Consider the following 20753-nt stretch of genomic DNA (forward strand, 5'->3'; position numbering starts at 1 on the left):
CGACCTGGTTCCGCGGCCCCCTGCGAGGTGGCGGCCGTAGGGTCGGTCCTGTTCCCGAGGAGGACTTCAGATGCGCAGCGTGACCTACTCGATGGGTGTCTCCCTTGACGGCTACATCGTCGGGCCGGACGGCGGCTTCGACTGGACGACGCCCGAAGAGGAGGTCTTCCGCTTCTGGATCGACGAGATCCGACAGGTCGGCGTCCACCTGATGGGACGACGGCTCTACGAGACGATGCTGTACTGGGAGTCCGCCGACCAGGACCCGTCGCTCGGCGTCCCCGAACGGGAGTGGGCCTCGCTCTGGAACCCGCTCCCGAAGGTGGTGTTCTCCACGACGCTGTCGACGGTCCAGGGCAACGCCCGCCTGGCCTCCGGAGGGGTGGCGGAGGAGATCGAGCGGTTGCGGGCCGAGCCGGGGGACGGCGACATCGCGATCGGCGGCGCGACCCTCGCCGCCGAGGCGGCCGCGTCGGGTCTGATCGACGAGTACCAGGCCATCGTCCACCCGGTACTGGTCGGCGGTGGCATCCCGTTCTTCCCCCGGGACGAGCGCCGGGTGGATCTCGAACTCGTCGACACCCGCACCCTCGGCTCGAAATGCGTCTACCTCCGCTACCGCGTGGCACGCCGGCCCCCGCCCCAGGCGAGCCCGTAGGGGGACCCCCCGGCCGAAGCCCCGCAGCGCCCTCCGCCGTGAGCCGCCCCCGTCCAGCATCCCGACGGGGGCTCGGTGGCCGGCCGGGTGGTCGCGCTGGGCGGGGACACCCTCGCCTACCGGAGCGGCGACGCCCATCTCACGCTCAACGGCAAGGTCCTCGCGGAACCGTACACGGACCACGCCGTCGTGAGCGGCGGTTCGGACGACTTCGAGGTGAAGGTGCCCGAGGGGAGACTCATCGTGCTGCCGGACAGCCGCTCCACGCCGATCAGCGACCAGTTCGAGCCCGAGGAAGGGGCCGCGTCCTCCGAGGAGACCGGCACGTTCCCCGTCTCGGCGGTGCAGTACCGCGTCGTCGCCGCGGACGGGAATCCCGCAGCGGCCTGGATCGCCGGCCGGGCCGCCCTGTTCGGCGGTCTGGTCCTGATCGCGGTGGGCGCGACCCTGGCGTTCGCCTCTCGGGTCGTCCGCCGCCGGGCCGAGCGGGCGGTCGTCTACCCCTGGAGCTGACCGCCGAGGAGACCCGTACCGGTCCTCAGGTCGACGCGGATGTCCCCACGGCGACCGCCATCCTCCGCCAGGGACTCGAAACATGGCTCGGCGACCTGAAGGCCACCGCCGAGGCCCGCACCCACTGATGAGCCACCCCGGCGTACCGGCCCTGACCGGCGGCCACGTTCACCGGGGCGGCTCGCACCGCCTGGGCAGCGTCACGGTTCCGGGCCGGTGCTCGAAGGTGTCCATGACCAGCCACTCGTCCAGCTCGGGGTCGTACAGGTTCTGGACGCCGAACTGCAGTACCTGCCAGAAGGTGCCCCGGTCGTTCTCGTCGACGTAGATGTCGCCCAGGGCGAGCGGCAGACGCGGGTAGTTGCCGGGAGGCAGCTCCGGGAGGACCACGCCCACCCTCCAGTGGTTCACGTGCCGCTGCGGGGTGCGCCGCAGGGTCTCCCGCCCGACGAACCGGGCGTTCTCGAACCCCTCATTCAGTTGCTCCAGGTTGAAGCCCGGGATGCGTGAGCAGGGGTGTTCGGTCAGGCCGGGCCATTTGTACGTCAGCGTGTAGAGCGTGTCGTGGTAGATCAGGTTGGTGAACCAGATCGGGTACTGCGGTCCCCCCGCGGTCATCTGGCTGTCGCCGTCCCGCCCTTCCCAGGTGAACGGCACCGTGATGTCCAGGTCCCGGACGATCCACTTGCCCTTGCCGCGGAAGTCGCGGGGGAGCCGGGGCGGAGGCGGCGTCGGGGAGGAGTCCCCGACCGACGGCGCGGTCCCGGTCCGGGGCTGGGCGCCGACCGAGGGGGGCGCCCCCAGGACGAGGGCGATCGCTCCGGCAAGAACCGCCGACGTGGCCGTCCGGCGTCTGCCCTTCCAACCCATGGTCTACCTCGGCTGTCGCGTCGGGCGCCGTCACGGCGCGGGACAATCATGGAGATGCTGGGACAAAGTCCCCGCAATCGGAGATTCCGAAACCGATCAGCCGGATCTCAGGGCCGCCAGGAAGTCCAGTCTGGTTTCGAGACCGGACAGGTCACGACCGGTGAGCTGTTCGATGCGGGTGACGCGGTGGCGCAGGGAGTTGGTGTGCAGGTGGAGTCGCGCGGCACAGTTGGTCCAGGACGCGTCGCAGTCGAGGAAGGTGCGGAGCGTGGTCACGAGGTCCGTCCGGTGGCGTCTGTCGTGATCCCGCAGGGGGCCGAGGAGGCGGTCGGCGAAGGCTCGCCGGCTGTCGGCCGGGATGAGGGGGAGCAGGGACAGGATGTGGGTGGTGAGGTCGTCCGGGCCCCGCACGGTCACCCGTTCGTGGCCGGCCCGGGCGATCCGTAGGGCGTTGCGGGCTTCTTCGAGGGCGCGCCGGGCGTTCCCGGGTTCGTCCACCGGAACGCTGACGCCGGCGCAGACGCGGTCCGTCGGGCCGAGCCACCGCGCGAGTGCCGCCGCGAGGCGGCGCTGGAGGGCGGCGCAGTCGAGGGAAGGGTCGGGGAGGCCGGGCGTGGGTTCGGGCACCAGGACGAGGAGGACGGCCTGTTCGCCGTCGACGGTGGAGGCGATGTCCTGCGGCGACACCCGCACCGGGCCGTCCGGTTGGAGCAGGGCCTCCTCCAGGAGCACGCGCAGGGCCGCGGCGGGGACGGGGCGGCCCCCGTGCCACTCTCCCCGGGCGATCACGAACTGTTCGCGCGGCCAGGTCAGCTGCCCGCTGACGATGGACTGCGCGGTACTGCGCAGCCGGACGGGTATCTCCTCGGCCGGGACGGTGCCGTGCAGCAGTTCCAGGGCCCGGCCGGCGAGGTCCCGGAGCGCGGCCTTCGACCGCTCGTGCGCGGATCGCGCGTCGGTGACCAGTTCGACGAGCCGGCCCAGGAGTTCCGCGTCCGGTGCGGGCCAGTCCGACATGTCGGCCTCGACGACGACCAGCCAGTCGCCCAGCTCTTCGGCATGCGACCCCGGCCCGAGGGCGTCGGGAACGCCGGAACCATCGGAAACACCGGAAACACCGGGTACCTCGCTCGCGTCGGGTACCGCCACGAGGGAGTAGGGCCGGCCCCCGACCGTCACCACGTGGGGAGCCGCCGCCTCGCGTGCGCGGCGCGCGGCCAGGTACCTCGCGGCCAGCGCCGCCGCGGTCCTGGCGCGCAGCGGGGGCCGGGCCCCGGATATCTGACGGCCGGTCGCGGACAGCACCCGTACGTCGACACCGAGGCTCTCCCGCAGGAGGTCGAGCACCAGGTCCGCCGAGCTCTGGTCGGCGAGGAGCATCCGGTGGCGTTCGACCACGGCGGCGAGGCTGCCGACACCGTCCTGCCGGTGCAGACGGTGCAGGACGTGCTCGGTGACCGCGGCGAACGAGGTTTCCGGTCGCACCGCGACGAGGGGGAGGCCGTGGCGGCGGCAGGCGCGCACCAGGTCGTCCGGAACGCGTCCGTGTTCGACCTCGCCGGCGGCGAGGGCCGTGACACCCGCCCGGGCGAGGACGCGTACGAAGGCCTCGGCGTCTCCGTCCTCGCGCCACCAGGCGAGCCCGGTGAGGACGAGTTCGCCGCCGGTGAGGAAGCGGCCGGGGTCTGCCCGGTCGATGGTCGGGACGGCGGATATGGCTCGATCGAGCATGTCGTCGCCGAGGTCCGCGCCCGCGAGCGGACGCAGCCCCAGCTCGTCGACGTCCAGGAGTTCACGTAGCCGCATGATCGCCACCCTCTCATGCCACGTCCTCCGCGGGACATGGATCACCACAGGTCACCGGGGTGGCGCGGTGAGAAAGCACCGTCTTCCACAGGTACCGGCGCAGCGGTCTCTGAGTGATCGGTGACTGCCCCGTCCCGCTGTCCGCGCTGTCTACTTCTGAGCGTTCGGCCGACAGCGACCAGCGAGTTCAGGCCCCGGATCGGCCGAACCGGAACGGGGCGGGGAGCGTCGTGCGGCGCGCCGCGCACGGGGGTCGTGGCACCCGGCGATCCCCGCTCCCGCCGACAACATCCGGAACGTCAGGAAGAGGCGGTCACATCATGGCTGGTACCACCAGCGGCATCCCCACCAACGTCACCCAGGGCTCGCGGACGACGGGCGGCGTCGGAGAGTCCACGCTGCGCCCGGACGGCACCTTGAAGGTCACCGGCGAGTTCGCGTACTCCTCGGACATGTGGCACGAGGACATGCTGTGGGGCCAGCTCCTGCGGTCCACGGTCGCGCACGCGGAGATCGTCTCCATCGACACCTGCGAGGCCGCGGCCGTGCCGGGCGTCCACGCCGTCATGACCTACGACGACCTGCCGGCCGCGATGAAGAACTACGGCATGGAGTTCCAGGACACTCCGGTACTCGCGCACGGCAAGGTGCGTCACCACGGAGAGCCGGTCGCCCTGGTCGCCGCCGACCATCCGGAGACCGCTCGCCGCGCCGCGGCGAAGATCAGGATCGAGTACCGGGAACTGCCCCTCGTCACCGACGAGGCATCGGCGACCGCCCCCGATGCCGTACTCGTGCACGAGGACCGCGACGACCACCACATCGGTCACGTCCCGCACCCGAACATCGTCCACCGCCAGCCGATCATCCGCGGCAACGTGGCAGAGGCCCGCGAGCGCGCCGACGTCATCGTGAAGGGCGAGTACACCTTCGGCATGCAGGACCAGGCCTTCCTCGGCCCGGAGTCCGGCCTCGCGGTGCCCTCCGAGGACGGCGGCGTCGACCTGTACTGCGCCACCCAGTGGCTGCACTCGGACCTCCGGCAGATCGCCCCGGTCCTCGGCCTGCCCGAGGAGAAGGTGCGGATGACGATGGCCGGAGTCGGCGGCGCGTTCGGCGGCCGGGAAGACATCTCGATGCAGATCCACGCCTGCCTCCTCGCCCTGCGCACGGGCAAACCGGTGAAGATCGTCTACAACCGGTTCGAGTCCTTCTTCGGCCACGTCCACCGGCACCCGGCGAAGCTCTCCTACGAGCACGGGGCCACCAGGGACGGCAAGTTGACGCACATGACGTGCAAGATCGTGCTCGACGGCGGCGCCTACGCCTCGTCCACGGCCTCGGTCGTCGGCAACGCCGCGTCCCTCTCGGTCGGCCCCTACGTCATCGACGACGTCGAGATCGAGGCGATCGGCCTCTACACGAACAACCCGCCCTGCGGCGCGATGCGCGGCTTCGGCGCCGTCCAGGCCTGCTTCGCGTACGAGGCCCAGATGGACAGGCTCGCGGCGGAACTGGACATGGACCCGGTCGAGCTGCGGCAGCTCAACGCCATGGAACAGGGCACGGTCATGCCCACCGGCCAGGTCGTGGACTCACCGGCCCCGGTGGCCGAACTGCTGCGCCTGGTCAAGGCCCGCCCGCTGCCCCCGGTCCGCCAGTGGGAGACCGCCGACGGAGAGGCGGACGTGCGCGCGCTGCCGGGCGGCCTGTCCAACACGACGCACGGCGAGGGCGTCGTCCGCGGCGTCGGCTACGCGGTCGGCATCAAGAACGTCGGCTTCTCCGAGGGCTTCGACGACTACTCGACCGCCCGGATCCGCCTGGAGGTCATCAACGGCGAAGCGGTCGCCATGGTCCACACGGCCATGGCGGAAGTCGGCCAGGGAGGCGTCACCATCCACGCGCAGATCGCCCGAACCGAACTCGGCGTCCAGCAGGTGACCATCCACCCCGCCGACACGCAGGTGGGCTCGGCCGGGTCGACCTCGGCGGGCCGCCAGACGTACATGACCGGCGGATCGGTGAAGAACTCCTGCCGCATCGTCCGCGAGAGGGTCCTGGAGATCGGCCGGCGCAAGTTCGGCGCCCACCACCCGGCGTGGGAGGGCGCCGAACTGCTCCTGGAGGGCGGCAAGGTCGTCACGAACGGCGGCGAGGTCCTCGCCTCCCTCGCGGACGTCCTGGAGAACGAGGTCGTGGAGGTCGAGGAGGAGTGGCGCCACCGCCCCACCCAGGCCTTCGACCTCGTCACCGGCCAGGGCGACGGCCACGTCCAGTACTCCTTCGCCGCGCACCGCGCGGTCGTGGAGGTGGACACGGAACTGGGCCTGGTCAAAGTCGTCGAGCTGGCCGTCGCCCAGGACGTGGGCAAGGCGATCAACCCGCTGTCCGTCGTCGGGCAGATCCAGGGCGGCACCCTCCAGGGCCTGGGCGTCGCCGTGATGGAGGAGATCATCGTCGACCCGAAGAGCGCGAAGGTCCGCAACCCCTCCTTCACCGACTACCTGATCCCGACCATCCTCGACACCCCGACCATCCCGGTCGACTACCTCGAAATGGCGGACCCGAACGCGCCCTACGGAGTGCGCGGCATCGGTGAGGCCCCGACCCTGTCGTCCACCCCGGCCGTCATCGCGGCGATCCGGGCGGCGACCGGCCTGCAACTCACCAAGACGCCGATCCGCCCCGAGCACCTCATCGGGGCCTGACCCGGCCCACACGGCTCCAGGGCGCCGCCGCCCCGTCGGCAGTGGCGCCCGGCGACCCACAGGGAGGCCGCCGGCCTGGGACGCCACCTGCCGACCCCGCCGTGTGGATCATGCTGATGTACCGTTCGCACGACACGTGCGGGGCGAACGGGGGCGGTATGCGGGTGACGAGTACGACGATGCGGGCGGTTGACGAGACGGTCGACGCGGTCAACGGGCTGACGGCACGCTGGGCGGAGCGGACGGACGGCGGAACGACGTTCTCCGCCGCGGGCGTCTGGCCGCTCCTGGCCTTCCTCGCCGACGCCGCGAGCGGTGAAGCCCGCGCGCAACTGGCCGAGGCCGTCGGACTTCCCGCCGAGCGGGCGGCCCGGGCGGCACGTGAGGGCATCGTCGCCCTCGACGCCCTCCCGGGAGTGGACCTGGCGGTGGGCCTGTGGAGCAGCCGCAAACTGAAGGTGCGCGAGGAGTGGGCCGCCGGACTGCCCTCCCATGCGCACCGGAAGCTCTCCGGCTGGCTCCGGCACGACCGGAAGGCACTCGACGCCTGGGCGGCGGAGCGGACGCGCGGACGCATTCAGCGCATGCCGGTCGAGCTGAACAAGGATTCCCTCCTGGTGCTGGCCAGCGCACTCGCCCTGGAGACCCGGTGGATACGCCCCTTCACCCCTGACTCGGCCAGACCCGTGTCGGGCCCCTGGGAGGGCCGCGAGCTGGCCGGCCTGAGCCGCACCACCGCACTGCTCGACCGCGTCGGTGTCGCGGACACGCCTGACGGGCAGGTGACCGACCTCAGGGTGGTGGGCACCGGCGGCATCGACGTGCATCTGCTCCTCGGCGAGGAACAGATGACCGCGGGCCGGGTACTGAAGGCCGGTGTGGACGTCCTCGCGGGCCGCCACCGGCTCGTGCCGGGCAGCCGCCTCCCGTACGGAGAGGCCGGACCCGGTGTGCGGGTGGCCGAGGTGCGCAGTTTCCGTCCCGTCCCGCCGAGGCTGCACGTCAGCACCGTCGCCTTCGACATCGCCGCCAACCACGATCTGATGGCGCGGGCCGACCTGTTCGGGCTGGGTTCGGCGGGCGACCCGTCCGCCGGGCACTTCCCCGGGATCAGCGGCCGACCCATGGCGATCGGCTCCGCGAGACAGGCCGTCACCGCGGCGTTCACCGACGAGGGGTTCAAGGCCGCGGTGGTCACCGCCATGGAAATGGCCGCGGGAAGTGCCCCGCTTCCCGAGGAGAAGTACGTGAACACCGAGGTGTACGCCACCTTCCGCCGCCCCTTCGGCTTCCTCGCCGTGCACCGGGCCTCGCGCCTCGTCCTCACGGCCGGCTGGGTCACGGACCCGAACCCGTACCGCGAAGCGCGGGGCGAATGGTGACGCCGTCGGCCGACCGGGCCGGTCGGCCCCTGCTCATGGGGCGGTTCCCGCCCGGTGTCGGCCTTCCGGGTCAGCCCGGCGTGAGCCCGACGGGTTTCAAGGTCGTCCCTGCTGTATATTGGATCTCGTACTCGCGGCCGTGAACAGCGGCTGACGGGTCTGGCGTTGGTGGTCCAAGGAAAGACACCCCACTTCCCGTGGGGGGATGCAGGTGCAAGGCCTGCCCAGCGCTCAACCAAGGCCCCGGCCTCCTTCAGGAGACCGGGGCCTTTTTGCCGGTCCCGAACCCGAATCGGGCGGCCATCGAGGCCCTCGGCCTCATACGAGGGTGACAGCGGCCCCGGAACTCACCCGACCGGGCGTCACGACGGTGGCCAGCGCGTCCAGCCGGGCGTGATGGGCCTTCGCGATGGCCCGCAGTACCAGCGGGGAGTGGGGCAGGTCCTGCTGCGCCTCGTTGGTCATGACGCACCGTTCGCTGGAGCGCACGAACTCCACGCACAGGGCGGACCCGATCCACGCCCTGCACCCGAACCATTCGTCTTCGACGAACGCGCGGGTGCCCGGTGGGGTCCGTATCAGGAGGTTCGGCCGGAAGCGTCTCTCGTCGACCCGAACCCCGGGGACGGCCGCGCGCACCCAGTCGAGGGTGGCCGTGGTCAGGACGCTGAGCGGGAGCTGGTCGAAATGGGAGATCGTTTGCTCGCGGGCCAGTTCGACGTCGTCCCGGCCGAGGTATCGGCGAAGGTAGGCGGTCGGTTCCGCGACGGTCACGCCGTCCGGATCGAGCAGCTCGGGCCGCTCCGTCCCCTCCGGGTACCGAGAGCGCAACTGCAACAGGCCGGGCATCCGGCGGAACCTTCGGGTGTTCTTCCCCGAGCCGAACCTGCCCTCGCCGTCGCGCACCGCGAAGAGGCGGTCGCCGACGAGACCGCGGGGGTCGACATCCGCTCGCTCCAGTCGTTCGCCTCCCGTCGACTTGATCGGATACCGCCAAATGCGCTCGACCGTTCCCACCGTGTGAGTCATTCCGCAGAGGCTACAAGAGAGTTCCTGCCCGATTTCGGGCAGGAAGTGGGAGGTTGGCGCCCTGTGTAGGGCCCCTACGGGCGAACGGCAACAGCATCGACGCCAGACGCGCGCAGTTTGCGGGCCAGGAACTCCATCTCGGGCATCGTGCCCGAGTGGGCTCCGGCCGCGATCTCCCGCAGCAGGGTCTTGACCTCCGCCAGACCGATGCCGAGTTCTGCCCGCAGAACCCGCATGACCGAGGTGTTCCTCGCCGTCGGGTCCACCTGGAGGCGGGCCGGCCCCCGCTCGGAGAGCAGCCGGCCCCGCAGCGCGGACGGCAGCTCACCGCCGCAGTCCGCCACGGCGAACCCGCAGGCCGCACAGCGGGACTCGGTGTCCCAGACCACGGAGCCGTGGGCCAGCGTTTGGACGCCCCAGCACTCCAGCTCCGCACCGCAGTCCGGACAGCCGGCCGAGTAGCCGATGGCCTCGGAGACCGTCTGATCCATATCACCACCCCTTCGACCAGTTGAGGCTAGACGACGAGCGAGCGCCTGCGACACGAGCAGGCGGCGCAGCCCGCCGTCGCCCGCCACCGCGCCGGCCGGCCGGTTTCACCACGCGGGCAGGTTGAGGCGGTACTCGCGGCAGGAGTCCCCGCGCAGGGACTCGGCCAGTGCGGCGACGTGCTCGGCCTGCGCCTCGGACAGGTACCGGAGCTCCCACAGCAGCCCGGCGGCGTCCACGGCCTCGGGAGCCGGAGGCGGGGGCGGCTCGGGCAGGGTGACGCCGGTCAGTACGGCCAGTTCGCCGGCGTCGATCCCCAGCAGGGCGGCGAAGTCCGTCACCAGGCGGGGCGTCAGTTCCTTGCGGCCCGCGCCGATCACACCGTAGGTGGACGGTGACAGGTAGGTCGGCGTCAGGACCGCCATCACCCGTGCCAGGCCCGACCAGCGCAGGTTGCGATGGCAGAACATACGGATCAGCCGGCCGCCCGGGCCGTCGCCGATGTGCGCGAACTCCCATGGCGCGAAGGGCGAACGGGGTTCCTCCCGCGGCAGTGAGCGGACCAGGCGGAGGAGTTCCCGCCGGTCCGCCGGGGGGAGGTGGGCCGCGTTCATCACGATGCGCGGGGCGAACGGGGCGGCCGCCTGGTCCGTCGGCGCCATGTCGTCGGGCACGTCCAGCCCCGCGAGGACGAACAGGTCGACGGCGTGGAGCCCGAGCGTGGCCGCGAGCTGCCGCAGCACTTCCTCGTCGGGCGCCTCCCCCGCGAGCACGAGCCGCACCGCCTCGGCGCCCGCCCCGGCAGGCCCGTCGGAGGCCCGGGCCTGCGGCCCGGACCGCCTGCGGTCGAGCAACCACGGCAGGACCGCTGCGAGTTCGGGGGATTCCGTCATCCCCCGACCCTAAGCCGGACGGCCCGCGGACCGCCGCCCGGGTGGGCTCGGTGCCGGGGCGTCCGCGCCCCGCCCCTCAGGGCCGCAGACCGGCCCGCCTCAGGGTGACCTCGGACAGCTCGGCGATGACCTGCTGGTCCCCGCGCCGCCACGCGTCGGCGAGACCGCCCGCAGGGGCCGGGAGCGCGGCGAGGTCGCGCAGCGGGCCGGTGAGGGCGCGCAGGGCGAGCAGGTCGGCGCCTCCGGGCGCGTCGAGGAGGCGACGTACGGTGGCGCCGCGCCGGATCCAGCGCAGGCGTGCGGGGAGCCACAGGAGGAGCACGAAGGCCACCGGGAGGACGATCAGTACCGTGGCGGCCAGGTCGGCCACCTGGCCGACGGCGTCCTGGAGCGACTGTCCGGCGTCGGCCAGCCCCGTCCCGGCGCCGGCCGCCGACCGGAGCGGCTTTTCGAGCAGGCCGCCGACGAGCGGCACGTTCGAGGCCGCGTCCCCGGCGTTGCCGAGTGCGGTGGCGAGGCCGTCGCCGGAGCTCTCGACCCTCCGCCCCGGCTCGGCGAGCCGCATGATCGCTTCGTGGACGGCGAGGGCGAACCACACCGCGACGGCCATCAGGGCCACGGCGATCAGGTCCGCGAGTACCTGGCGGTTCCGACGTGCTGGGATCTGAGCGTAGAAGCGCATCTGCGGGCTCCCGTCCGGGGCAGGGCGTCGAGGAGGACCGGCCCCCGCCGGGGAGGCTCGGCCACTCGGTCGACCGTACGCCGCAGGCGGTGCTTCCACGGGTGTCCGTGCCGGAATGTCCACGACGTGAGCCGGAAGCCGGCGGTGGGCGGGCGGCGGGCGGCGTGGGAGGCGGCCGGCCGTAGGATCGGCGGGTGAACCCTGCGCTGATCCTGATCGATCTGATGCCCCGTATCGTCGCCCTGCCGCTGGCCCCGTACTCCGGCACCGAGGTGGCGGAGCGCTGCCGCCGGCTGGCCGAAGCGTTCCGGGGACGGGGACTGCCCGTGGTGGTGGTGCGGGTGGAACGGCCCGGCGTGGCCGAACAGCCGCCCGGCAGCGGGTACGTGGAGGGGCTCGTGCGGCCCGGGGACGTCGAGATCGTCAAGCGGACCGTCGGGGCCTTCGAAGGCACCGGGCTGGACGAGCGGCTGCGCGAGCGGGGCGTGGACACGGTCGTCCTCGGCGGCCTGGTGACCACGATGGGGGTGGCGGCCACCGCCTGGGCGGCGTCGGACCGCGGGTACGAGGTGGAGTTCGCGGAGGACGCCATGTCGGGCTTCGCCGCCGACGAGCACACCCTGACCGTGCAGCGGGTCTTCGCCCGGATCGGCGAGGTCCGGACCACCGCGTCCTACCTCTGAGGACGCCGCGCCATGCCACGTCCCGGGCGGGCGGCGTCCGGCCGAGGTGCGGTGACGCGCTCGCCCGCCCCCCGTGGACAGGCGACCGCGTCACCGCAGGATCAGTACCAGCCCGTACAGCGCGTGGTGCCGGTCGTGTCGTTCCACGCGCAGGCCCGCATCACGTAACCCGCGTCGTCGTACGCGGGGGTGTGCGTGTCGCTGCCGGAGTTGACGGTGGTCATGCCCATGGGCCCGGTCCAGGTGCCTCCGCCGTTGGAGGAGCGGTCCACCCACACCTTGTCGCCCGGGTCGGCCGAGTAGATCCGGCCCCAGGCGCAGCGGCTGGAGGTGCTGTACCGCAGCTCGATCTGGATGGAGTCGACGCTCGCGGTCCTCTTCGTGACCGCGTTGGACGTCGAGCAGGCCATCGCCGCCGCCCCGCCCGCCCCCGCACCGGGAGCCGCCTGCGCCGCCGTGCCCGTGAGCCCGAGGCCCGCCAGCAGTGCGACTCCCGCCGTCAGTACGCCCGCCCTCTTCTTGATGTGCACGTGATCCCCCTACGTCGACCGGTGGAGTGATCCGCACGCCGGACGGCGTGCGTTCGGACCCCTGTACGGTCCCCCCGGACGCCCCCGCCAGGCGTCAACCGCAGAGTGGACAACCGCGGTAAACCCCTGCGTCAGTACGGCACCCCCGCCCGCTACACCCCTGGTATGACGACCGCGCCGGGTGCCGCCGCGTACAGTGCGCCGATGCGCTTCGGGCTCTGGCAGGCCGACCGGCTCCGCTCCGTCGATCCGCGGCTCGCCGACGCCGCGCTGGCCGTGGGCCTGACCGCCGCCGCCGCCATCACCGGCCGGCAGTACCACCCGGCGGGCTGGCCGCCCTTCGACACCACCGCCTACGTACTGACCGCGTCGGTCGGGCTGCCGCTCGCCCTGCGCCGCCGGGCCCCGGTGTGCGCCCTGGTCGTCTCCTGCCTCGCCTTCGCCTGCTACCTCCTGGCCGGATACCAGCCCTCCCTGAACTTCTGGGCCCCCGCCGTGGCCCTGTACGGCGTCGCCGCGCGGCGCCCGCCGCGCACGGCCGCGGCGTGCGCGGCGCTGTACGGGGCCGTCGTCTTCTACAGCGGCCTCACCGCACCCGAACTCGGCCTGACCGTCGCCGTGGTGCAGGCCGTGGGCGTTCCGGTCGTGGTGTGGCTGTTCGGCAACGGCGCCCGGAAACTCACCGAACGCAACGGTCAACTGGCCGCGCTCACCGCCCGTTTGCACCGGGAGCAGGAGTGGCGGGAGCGTCAGGCGGTCTCCGAGGAACAGCGGCGCATCGCCCGGGAACTGCACGACGTCGTCGCGCACCACATGGCGGTGATCAACGTCCAGGCGGGGATGGCCGGTTACGTCTTCCCGTCCGCCCCGGACCAGGCCCGCGCGGCGCTGGGGACGATCTCCGAGACCAGCCAGGAAGCGCTGCGGGAACTGCGCCGCATCCTCACCCTGCTGCGCTCCGCCGCGGACGCCGAGGACGGCGGCGCCCCGTACGCCCCGATACCCGGGCTGGGCGGTCTGCGGGAGGTGGCCGAACGGGTGCGGGCCGCGGGAGTCGCCGTCGACCTGCGGACCGACGGTGCGCCCCGGTCGCTGCCGCCCGGCGTGGAACTGTGCGCGTACCGGGTGGTGCAGGAGGCGCTCACCAACGTCATCAAGCACGCGCGGCACGCGGCGGTCACCGTCCTCGTCTCCTACCGGCCGCACGAACTGCTCGTCACGGTCTCCGACGACGGCGCGGAGGGCAGCCCGGGTGCCGACACGGAGCGATGCGGCGACCATCCGGATCCGGCCAACGTTGCACCAGGGCCCGGACACGGCTTGATCGGCATGCGCGAACGCGCGAGGCTCTACGGCGGAACGGTCGACGCCGGGCCACGACCCGAAGGGGGATTCCGCGTGCGCCTCACCCTTCCGGTCGCCGCGCCCCCGCCCGGGGCCCAGAACCGGCCTCCGGCATGATCCGGGTCCTCGTGGTCGACGACCAGGTCCTGATCCGGGCCGGCCTCGTGGCCCTGCTCCGGGCGGCGCCCGGCATCGAGGTCGTCGGCGAGGCCGAAGACGGCCACGACGCCGTCGAAGCCGCCGCCCGCACCCGGCCGGACGTCATCCTGATGGACATCCGCATGCCCGGGCTGGACGGCACCGCCGCGACCGAGCGGATCCTCGCCGCGGCGGTGGACCCCCTGCCGCGGGTCCTCGTCCTGACCACCTTCGACCTCGACGAGTACGTGTACGCCGCCCTGCGCGCCGGTGCGTCCGGCTTCCTGCTCAAGGACACCGGGCCGGACAAGCTGATCGAGGCGATCGCGGCGGTGGCCCACGGCGACATGCTGTTCGCCCCGAGCGTCACCCGCCGCCTGATCGAGTCCTACGTCACCCGCTCCGACCCGGTACCGGACACCCCGGCCAGTCTGGACGCCCTCACGGCCCGCGAGCGCGAGGTGCTGCGCCTGGCCGCGAAGGGCCTGTCGAACACCGAGATCGCCGAACGGCTGTACATCAGCGAAGCCACCGTCAAGACCCACCTCAACCGCACCATGACCAAACTGTCCCTGGACAGCCGCGCCCAGGCCGTGGTCGTGGCGTACGAGGCGGGCCTGGTCGTCCCGGGCACCCCGTAGGGCTCGCCCGCCACATCGCCCGCCACACTTCCCGGGAAAACCCGCTTGGCGTCCCGCGGCGGCCACTGCTACGTTTCCGGAGGCCGTGCGAGAGAACGAGGAGGTGGTACCCGTGAACACAGCAGAGACATGGGTGCTCCCCTCCGGGGTCACGGTCGGACGGTAGACAGGTCGTCCGGGAGCGCCGTTCACGAGCACTCCCGAAAGGCACGACCATGCACATCACTTCCGAACGACGCCTCGACGACGGCGTCCTCGAACGCGAATTCACCCTCGGCGAGATCCCCGGCACCCTGTGGATGCCGGAATCCGCCACACCGGTCCCGCTGATCCTGATGGCCCACAACAACGGCCTCCCCAAGGGGGCGGACCGGCTGGTGGCCCGGGCGCGGCACTCCGCGGCGCAGGGCTACGCGGTGGCCACCATCGACGCCTCCGGGTGCGGCGACCGGCCCCGTTCCGCCGCCGAGGAGCGGGCCCGCGCCGACTTCCGCCGGGCGATGCGGGCCGGCGGACCGGTCGACGAGGTCTTCGAGTCCTTCATCGGCCCGCTGGTCGAAAACGCGGTCCCGGACTGGCGGACCACCCTGGACGCCCTGCTCGCGCTGCCCGGGATCGGCGGCCCGGTCGGGTACTCGGGATGGACCGCCGTCGGCATCCGGCTGGCGGTGGTCGAGCCGCGCATCGCGGCCGCCGGTCTCTTCGCCGGGGGCTACGTGCCCCGCGCCCAGCGCGAGGAGGCCCGGCAGGTCACCGTTCCCCTGCTGTTCCTGCTGCAGTGGGACGACGAAGGGAACCCGCGGCAACGGGCCCTGGACCTGTTCGAGGCCTTCGGTACCAGGGAGAAGACGCTGCACGCCAACCTGGGCGGGCACACCGGTACCCCGTGGTTCGAGGTGGAGGACGGGAACCGGTTCTTCGACCGCCATCTGAAGTGAGACCCGGCCGGACGGGCGGGCCGGTCAGTCGTCCGATTCCGCCGGTGCCCCGAGGTCGAGGAGGGCTTGTGCACCGCCGCCCTCCGGGTTCGTGAAGCGGAGTTCGGCTCCGATGAGGCGGGCCTGTCCGGCGGCGATGGTCAGTCCGAGTCCCAGACCGGTGCCGGCCGCGCCGGTGCGGAACCTCTGGGGCCCGCAGGACAGCAGGTGTCCGGGGAAACCCGGTCCGTGGTCGCGTACGCGTATCACCGGCCCCGTCACCTCGATCACGACGGGCGGGGCGCCGTGGCGGAAGGCGTTGGTGACGAGATTGGTCAGCACGCGCTCCACGCGCCGCGGGTCGGTGTGCACGCGCGCGTCCTCGACCACCTCCACCCGCACGTCGGGTTCGGGCGCGCCGGGGGCGGTGCGTGCTTCCACCGCGGCCCGGGCCGCCCTCCGGGCGAGCCTGCCGGCCTCCACCCAGCGGAGGTCGGCTTCCTCGGCATCGTTGTCCAGGCGCGCGACTTCGAGGACGTCTTCCATCAGGTCCCGGAGCCTGCCCGCCCGTTCCTTGACCATGTTCTCGGCCCTGCCGTCGGGCAGCAGCCCGGCGGCGGCCACCATGCCCGCGACGGGGGTGCGCAGTTCGTGCGCGATGTTGGCGGTCACTTCGCGTTCGGCCTGGAGGCGGCTGCCGAGCGCGTCGGCCATCGCGTTCACGGTGCGGGTCAGGGCGGTGATCTCGTCCCGGCCGCCTTCGGGCAGACGTGCCGTCAGGTCGCCTTCCGCGATCCGCTCCGCGGTCCGTGCGGAGGCGCGGAGCCTGCGCCCGAAGCCGGCCGCGACGGCGACGCTGACCAGCCCGGTGACGCCGACACCGACGGCGCCCGACTTCCACAACGCCTGTTCCACTTGGGTGACGACGGCGCTGACCGGTGTGTTCATGACCAGGAGGTGGCCGTTCGTGGAGACGCCGGCCCAGATCATCCTCCCGTCAGGGGTCTCCTGGAGGTAGGTGCTGTGGCGTCCCTGCGCGAGACGTTCGCGAAAGGCGGGCGGGACGCCGGGCGGATCGAGCCGCGCACCGTAGGCAACCCTCCCGGACTCCTGATGCACCCGCTCGGCGAACCGGAGCCGGTCCAGGACGGTTTCCCGCTCGTCGTCGACGAGCATGGCGGGCACCTGTACTCCGGTGACCAGCACCGCGACGGCGGCGGTGGCGGTGATCGTCGCCCCGATCTTGGTCCTCAGACCCATGCGAAGGCTCTCCCGGCACTGTCGTCGTCTCGTGTCCCCATCCTTCGTGCCGTCTGACCGCGGACGGTTCATCTGTGAAGCGGGGTGGTGATTCTACGTCAGGGGCGATGGCCGATCCGGCCCGGAGCCTTGGAATCCGAGGCGGCGGATGGCGGGCCGGTGCGGTGCGGATTCCGCCGAACCTGGACGGTGGCCGGGACGGCGCTGGGACGGCAGCGGGGCGGTCGCGCCGGCCGGCGCGACCGCCCCGGCCGTGACCCCGGTGTCAGCAGCGGCGGGCGCGGGCCTCGCCCTCGTCATCGCTGATCAGCCAGGCGAGCATCGCGGGGGTGGCGTCGAAGTGCCCGCCGTGGCCGGCGTCGGCCTGTCTGATCAGGGTCGCGGTCGGCATGCGTGCCGCGAGCCAGTCGCCGTGCGCCGGGGGTACCAGGGTGTCGAGGCCGCCGTGCCAGATCCGTGCCGGGACGGTGATGTCCGCCGGGTCGAACCCCCATTCCGTGCCGAAGAGCGCGGTGACGTCGTCCACCCAGCCGTCCAGCCCCGGCCGGACCGCTTCGGCGAACGCCGGGCCGATCATCGCGCTGATCTCCGGCCTGGAAAGGACCGCCTGTTCGATCTCCGGCAGCGGCGGCAGACCGGCCGTTCCGACGTTCGCCAGGTGTTCCGTGACGGCTTGCCTGCCGGTCAACGCGACGGCGGCGCTACGGCAGTTCCCTTCGTTCATGCCGGCGGTCCAGTCGAGCCCGGCCGCGTGACGCGGAGCCAGACTCGCCAGCACCCCGAGGCGGGTCACCCGTTCGGGATACCGGGCGGCGAAGGCCAGGGCGTGCGGGCCGCCGCCGGACACCCCGAAGACGGCCAGGCGGTGCAGGCCGAGCGCGTCGGCGACGGCGGCCACGTCAACGGCGGCATCGACGACCCGACGGCCCGGCCTCGGTGTGGAGCCCCCGAACCCGGGCCGGTCATAGGTGATCAGCCGGATGCCGAGTTCGTGGAAGAGGGAATCGTCCGGGTACTGGGCCAGTCTGCTCATCGGGCTGCCGTGGAGGTAGACGACCGGTGTCCCGGCGGGGTCGCCCCACTCCTCCACAGCCAACGTCCGACGGTCGTCGGTGATCAACTCGCGCATGGCGGCAAAGCTAGCCCCGGCTCCGACCGACGGCCAAGGCCTTTCTTTCACAGCGCAACACCGCCGTCCTGCACCGGTGGTGGTCCGGACGGCCGGTCAGTGGTCGCGGCCGACCGTCCGGCCGGGCCAGGTGGGTGACATTGCGGCCCGGTCGGGCGAAGCCGGGCGGGCGTCGCGGTTTCGGCACGGTGGGCGCCGGTGAGGGTGGGTAACACCCACCCGACCCACGGTGGGCCGTCCTCACTGGGAGTGTGCGTCGTGCGCCGTTCCGTACCCGTCCTGTTCGCCGCTGCCGCCCTGACCGGAACGCTCGCGGTACCCGCCGCCGCGGCCGCCGATCCGGCACCCATCACCTCGCCGTACGTGCAGGCCGCCGCGGACGTCACCGCGACGGGCGTCCTGAAGCGCGCGAAGCACATCAACTGGGTGCGCCGCTTCGACGTCGGCCGGTACTGCGTGAACGTCAGCGACCGGGTCAACGTGGCCTTCAGCGTGGTGCAGGTCGAACTGCCCAACAGCAACCGCCGCAGCTTCAGCACCGCACCCAGCGCCACGTGCGGGGCGAACGCCGTCACCGTCTACACCTACGACCTCAACGGCCGGTACGTCGACAACGCCTTCACGGTGGCCGTCCTGTAACCGGGGCGCACTCCGCGAGGCGCCGGCCACGCCCGGGGACACCCGCTGCCGGGGTTGCGGGTGCCCTCGCCCCGGAAGAGAATCCGAAGGGAGTGCGCGATGTCCCCGTTCGCGCGGACCGGACACGCGTCGGCCGCCCGTACGTCTGCAGCGGCCGTCGGTCCGGGACCACGCACCGACCACGATGCCGCGGACGCCCCGGCGACGGACCGGGACACCGCGACCGTCCCGTACCGGCCCGTTGGCCGCCGATCGCCCCACAGCGACGGCACCCACGCCCGGCCGGCGAACAAGAGCCCGACGCCACCGCGACGGTGACCTCGAGGCGCGTGCGCGAGGTGAGCAGGACATGAAGCCTTCCACCGATCCGGTCCCCACGGCCGTGGGCGGCACACGGGTTCCGGGCCGCGCCCTGAGGCGCGGCCGGTGGGCGTGTGCCGTCGCCGGCCTCGCCCTGGCCGTTCCGCTGACCGGTACCGCGTCGCAGGCTGTCGCGGTACCGGCGGCGGACAGCGCCCCGTTCACGTGTTCCGTCCGGCCCGGCCCCTTCGAGCGCTGTGACAGGGTCTATGCGAGTCCGGGCGAGACGGTGACCGTGAGCGTCAACGAGTCGGGGACGGTCACCCGGGGCGATTTCGAGGCCGTCGCCCGCGGCACCGGCGACGTGCTCGGCACCGTTCGCGACGTGACCCCCTCGTCCGGCGACGTCGTCCTCTGGCGGAACGACACCGACCGCATGGTCATCGTGGAGTTCAACGCCACCTCCGCCGACCGCGGCGGCATCAACGGCATGCTGGTGTCCGCCCCCTGACGCTCCGGGGCCCCTCGGACCAACTCGAACGTGGAAGAGGCGCGCGTCCGCGCGCCTCTTCCACGTTCCGTTCAGGCCGACTACTCACGAGTAGTCCGGACGTTCGCGACATTGCTCCGGATGATTTCACCAAGAATTTACTGCCCCGGCCGGCCGCAATTGCTGTGTGATGAGCGCCACAGTGAATTTCCTGGACGTGCCCCCCGACGCTGTCTCTAATAGATCTTCGTGTCCGGCCGACGACCTTGGCCGGATGCCTACGGGGGGAATTCCCGAATCTTGTCGTTGGCAATGGTGCTGAACGAGAGGTCGGAGCGGTGTCAGTGATCCTGACGGTCGAGAAATGGTCCAGACAATTCAATCCGAGTGACGCGGTGCGGCAATGCTGAGCCGGTTGCTCCCGAAGCGCGGCCCTGCCCGCACCCTCACCGGCATCACGCTGGTGCACACCTTGGGACAAGGCCTGTGGATGGCGCTGAACGCCATCTACGCCACGTCCGTCCTGAAGCTTTCGCCCGGACAGTTCGGCATCGGGGTCGGTGTCGCCGCGGGCGTCGCGCTGGCCTTGAGCACCCCCAGCGGCCACCTGGCCGACCGGATCGGCGCCCGGGCCGTACAGATCTGGTCCTTCCTCGCCCTCGGGCCGCTCACCGCTGCCCTGCTGCTCGTCGACGGGTTCCACCAGTACCTGCTGGTGCTGTCCCTGCAGGCCGTCGCCTACAGCGCCAGCCGCAGTGCCCGCATGGCCATGGTCGCCGGACTGGTCCCTCCCGAGGACCGGGTCTCCGTCCGCGCCTACCTGCGGGCCACCAGCAACGTCAGCGTCTCCGTCGGGGCCGCCCTCGCCGGCTTGGCGCTCGTGATCGACACGCCCGCCGCCTACCGGGCCGCCGTGGCACTCAACGCGGCAACGTACCTGGTCAGCGGCCTGCTCACGCTGCTGCTCCCGCCCGTGCCGCCACAGCCGGCCAGACCGGGACCGGCGCTGGTCGTCCTGCGTGACCGGCCCTTCCTCACCTTCGTCGTGCTGGACGGCCTGCTCTCCATGCACAACCTGCTGCTGGACGTCGTCCTCCCGCTCTGGGTGCTCCACCACACCGGCGCACCCCGCTGGATGATCGCCGTCATCCTCATCACCAACACCGCCCTGGTCGTCCTGCTCCAGGTCAGGGCCGCGCGCGGAACCGACGAACCGAACGCCGCAGCACGCGCGTCCCGGGCGGGATCCGTGTGCCTCGGCGTCGCCTGTGTGGTGTTCGCCCTCACCGAGGGCGCCTCGGCGGCCGTCGCCTGCGCCCTCCTCGTCGCCGGTGCGCTGGCACACGTACTCGGGGAGATCCGGCAGTCGGCCGGCAGCTGGGGCATGTCGTTCGGCCTCGCGCCCGAGCACGCCCAGGGCCAGTACCAGGGCACGGCCGCGATGGGCGCCGACCTCGGCAAGATGATCGCGCCCGCCGTGCTCACCTGGCTGGCCATCGAACACGGCGCCGTCGGCTGGCTGGTCATGGCCGTCGGGTTCGTCGCGGTCGGGGCCCTGATGCCGCCCGTCGCGCGCTGGGCCGCCCGGAGCGAATACTCCACGCGCACGCGCGAACCCTCCACTCTGTGAACCCGCCTAATTCTTCCGC

Annotated in this window: 20 protein-coding genes; 11 read left to right on the forward strand and 9 right to left on the reverse strand. The window is 72.3% G+C overall.

From position 1 onward, the window contains the following. Positions 1–70: 70 nt before the first annotated feature. Together AC07B0_RS03215 and AC07B0_RS03220 are read left to right on the forward strand one after the other, a co-directional pair. Entirely contained in the window at positions 71–658 is a 588-nt protein-coding gene (locus AC07B0_RS03215; RefSeq protein WP_478896443.1) for a dihydrofolate reductase family protein, read from the forward strand. A gap of 75 nt (positions 659–733) precedes the next feature. After that, entirely contained in the window at positions 734–1171 is a 438-nt protein-coding gene (locus tag AC07B0_RS03220) for a S26 family signal peptidase (RefSeq protein WP_478896445.1), read from the forward strand. Positions 1172–1339: 168 nt separating this feature from the next. On the opposite strand, the gene AC07B0_RS03225 is transcribed toward AC07B0_RS03220, so the two are convergent. After that, entirely contained in the window at positions 1340–2041 is a 702-nt protein-coding gene (locus tag AC07B0_RS03225) for a hypothetical protein (RefSeq protein WP_356871579.1), read from the reverse strand. A 96-nt stretch (positions 2042–2137) separates the two neighbouring features. Continuing rightward, on the reverse strand, positions 2138–3847 hold the full coding sequence (locus AC07B0_RS03230) for a PucR family transcriptional regulator ligand-binding domain-containing protein (protein WP_478896447.1): 1710 nt from the start codon (positions 3845–3847) through the stop codon (positions 2138–2140). Between the two features lie 320 nt (positions 3848–4167). On the opposite strand from AC07B0_RS03230, the gene AC07B0_RS03235 reads away from it, so the two are divergent. Next, entirely contained in the window at positions 4168–6558 is a 2391-nt protein-coding gene (locus AC07B0_RS03235; protein WP_469382059.1) for a xanthine dehydrogenase family protein molybdopterin-binding subunit, read from the forward strand. Between the two features lie 158 nt (positions 6559–6716). Continuing rightward, complete coding sequence (locus AC07B0_RS03240; RefSeq protein ID WP_469382080.1) at positions 6717–7940, forward strand: serpin family protein; 1224 nt, start codon at positions 6717–6719, stop codon at positions 7938–7940. 318 nt (positions 7941–8258) lie between these two features. Here the strand turns inward: AC07B0_RS03240 and AC07B0_RS03245 are convergent, their stop codons facing one another. From AC07B0_RS03245 to AC07B0_RS03260, 4 genes are all read right to left on the reverse strand, one after another. After that, positions 8259–8969: an MOSC domain-containing protein gene (locus AC07B0_RS03245; protein ID WP_469382060.1), complete on the reverse strand. Its 711-nt coding sequence runs from the start codon at positions 8967–8969 to the stop codon at positions 8259–8261. Between the two features lie 74 nt (positions 8970–9043). Further along, positions 9044–9460, reverse strand: a complete 417-nt coding sequence (locus AC07B0_RS03250) for a hypothetical protein (RefSeq protein WP_469382061.1) — start codon at positions 9458–9460, stop codon at positions 9044–9046. Between the two features lie 105 nt (positions 9461–9565). Further along, the gene (locus AC07B0_RS03255) at positions 9566–10351 is read right to left on the reverse strand and encodes a hypothetical protein (RefSeq protein ID WP_469382062.1); all 786 of its coding nucleotides are present in this window, start codon (positions 10349–10351) and stop codon (positions 9566–9568) included. Between the two features lie 76 nt (positions 10352–10427). Next, complete coding sequence (locus AC07B0_RS03260) at positions 10428–11033, reverse strand: hypothetical protein (RefSeq protein WP_469382063.1); 606 nt, start codon at positions 11031–11033, stop codon at positions 10428–10430. Between the two features lie 194 nt (positions 11034–11227). Here AC07B0_RS03260 and AC07B0_RS03265 point away from each other — a divergent pair, with 194 nt between their 5' ends. Then, entirely contained in the window at positions 11228–11716 is a 489-nt protein-coding gene (locus tag AC07B0_RS03265; RefSeq protein ID WP_356871595.1) for an isochorismatase family protein, read from the forward strand. Positions 11717–11817: 101 nt separating this feature from the next. Here AC07B0_RS03265 and AC07B0_RS03270 read toward each other — a convergent pair whose 3' ends face one another. Further along, entirely contained in the window at positions 11818–12246 is a 429-nt protein-coding gene (locus tag AC07B0_RS03270) for a DUF2690 domain-containing protein (RefSeq protein WP_356871597.1), read from the reverse strand. 165 nt (positions 12247–12411) lie between these two features. On the opposite strand from AC07B0_RS03270, the gene AC07B0_RS03275 reads away from it, so the two are divergent. The 3 genes from AC07B0_RS03275 to AC07B0_RS03285 all read left to right on the forward strand — a co-directional run bounded on the left by AC07B0_RS03275 (position 12412) and on the right by AC07B0_RS03285 (position 15307). Then, positions 12412–13707, forward strand: coding sequence for a sensor histidine kinase (locus AC07B0_RS03275; protein WP_478896451.1), 1296 nt, complete (start codon positions 12412–12414; stop codon positions 13705–13707). Beyond that, complete coding sequence (locus AC07B0_RS03280) at positions 13704–14369, forward strand: response regulator (protein WP_469382065.1); 666 nt, start codon at positions 13704–13706, stop codon at positions 14367–14369. Before AC07B0_RS03275 ends, AC07B0_RS03280 begins: the two co-directional genes overlap by 4 nt. A 215-nt stretch (positions 14370–14584) precedes the next feature. Then, entirely contained in the window at positions 14585–15307 is a 723-nt protein-coding gene (locus AC07B0_RS03285; protein ID WP_478896452.1) for a dienelactone hydrolase family protein, read from the forward strand. 24 nt (positions 15308–15331) lie between these two features. Here the strand turns inward: AC07B0_RS03285 and AC07B0_RS03290 are convergent, their stop codons facing one another. Together AC07B0_RS03290 and AC07B0_RS03295 are read right to left on the reverse strand one after the other, a co-directional pair. Beyond that, a complete protein-coding gene (locus tag AC07B0_RS03290; RefSeq protein WP_478896454.1) occupies positions 15332–16546 on the reverse strand; it encodes an ATP-binding protein in 1215 nt (404 codons plus the stop codon). Between the two features lie 265 nt (positions 16547–16811). Next, the gene (locus AC07B0_RS03295; RefSeq protein ID WP_478896456.1) at positions 16812–17675 is read right to left on the reverse strand and encodes an alpha/beta fold hydrolase; all 864 of its coding nucleotides are present in this window, start codon (positions 17673–17675) and stop codon (positions 16812–16814) included. Between the two features lie 258 nt (positions 17676–17933). On the opposite strand from AC07B0_RS03295, the gene AC07B0_RS03300 reads away from it, so the two are divergent. From AC07B0_RS03300 to AC07B0_RS03310, 3 genes are all read left to right on the forward strand, one after another. After that, complete coding sequence (locus AC07B0_RS03300) at positions 17934–18314, forward strand: hypothetical protein (RefSeq protein ID WP_356880698.1); 381 nt, start codon at positions 17934–17936, stop codon at positions 18312–18314. A 349-nt stretch (positions 18315–18663) separates the two neighbouring features. Next, positions 18664–19125 (forward strand): hypothetical protein, encoded by a 462-nt coding sequence (locus tag AC07B0_RS03305; RefSeq protein WP_478896458.1) that lies wholly within the window; start codon positions 18664–18666, stop codon positions 19123–19125. Positions 19126–19519: 394 nt separating this feature from the next. Next, the gene (locus AC07B0_RS03310) at positions 19520–20734 is read left to right on the forward strand and encodes an MFS transporter (RefSeq protein WP_478896460.1); all 1215 of its coding nucleotides are present in this window, start codon (positions 19520–19522) and stop codon (positions 20732–20734) included. Positions 20735–20753: the final 19 nt, after the last annotated feature.

The sequence above is a fragment of the Streptomyces sp. NPDC044704 genome (genome assembly GCF_056433525.1).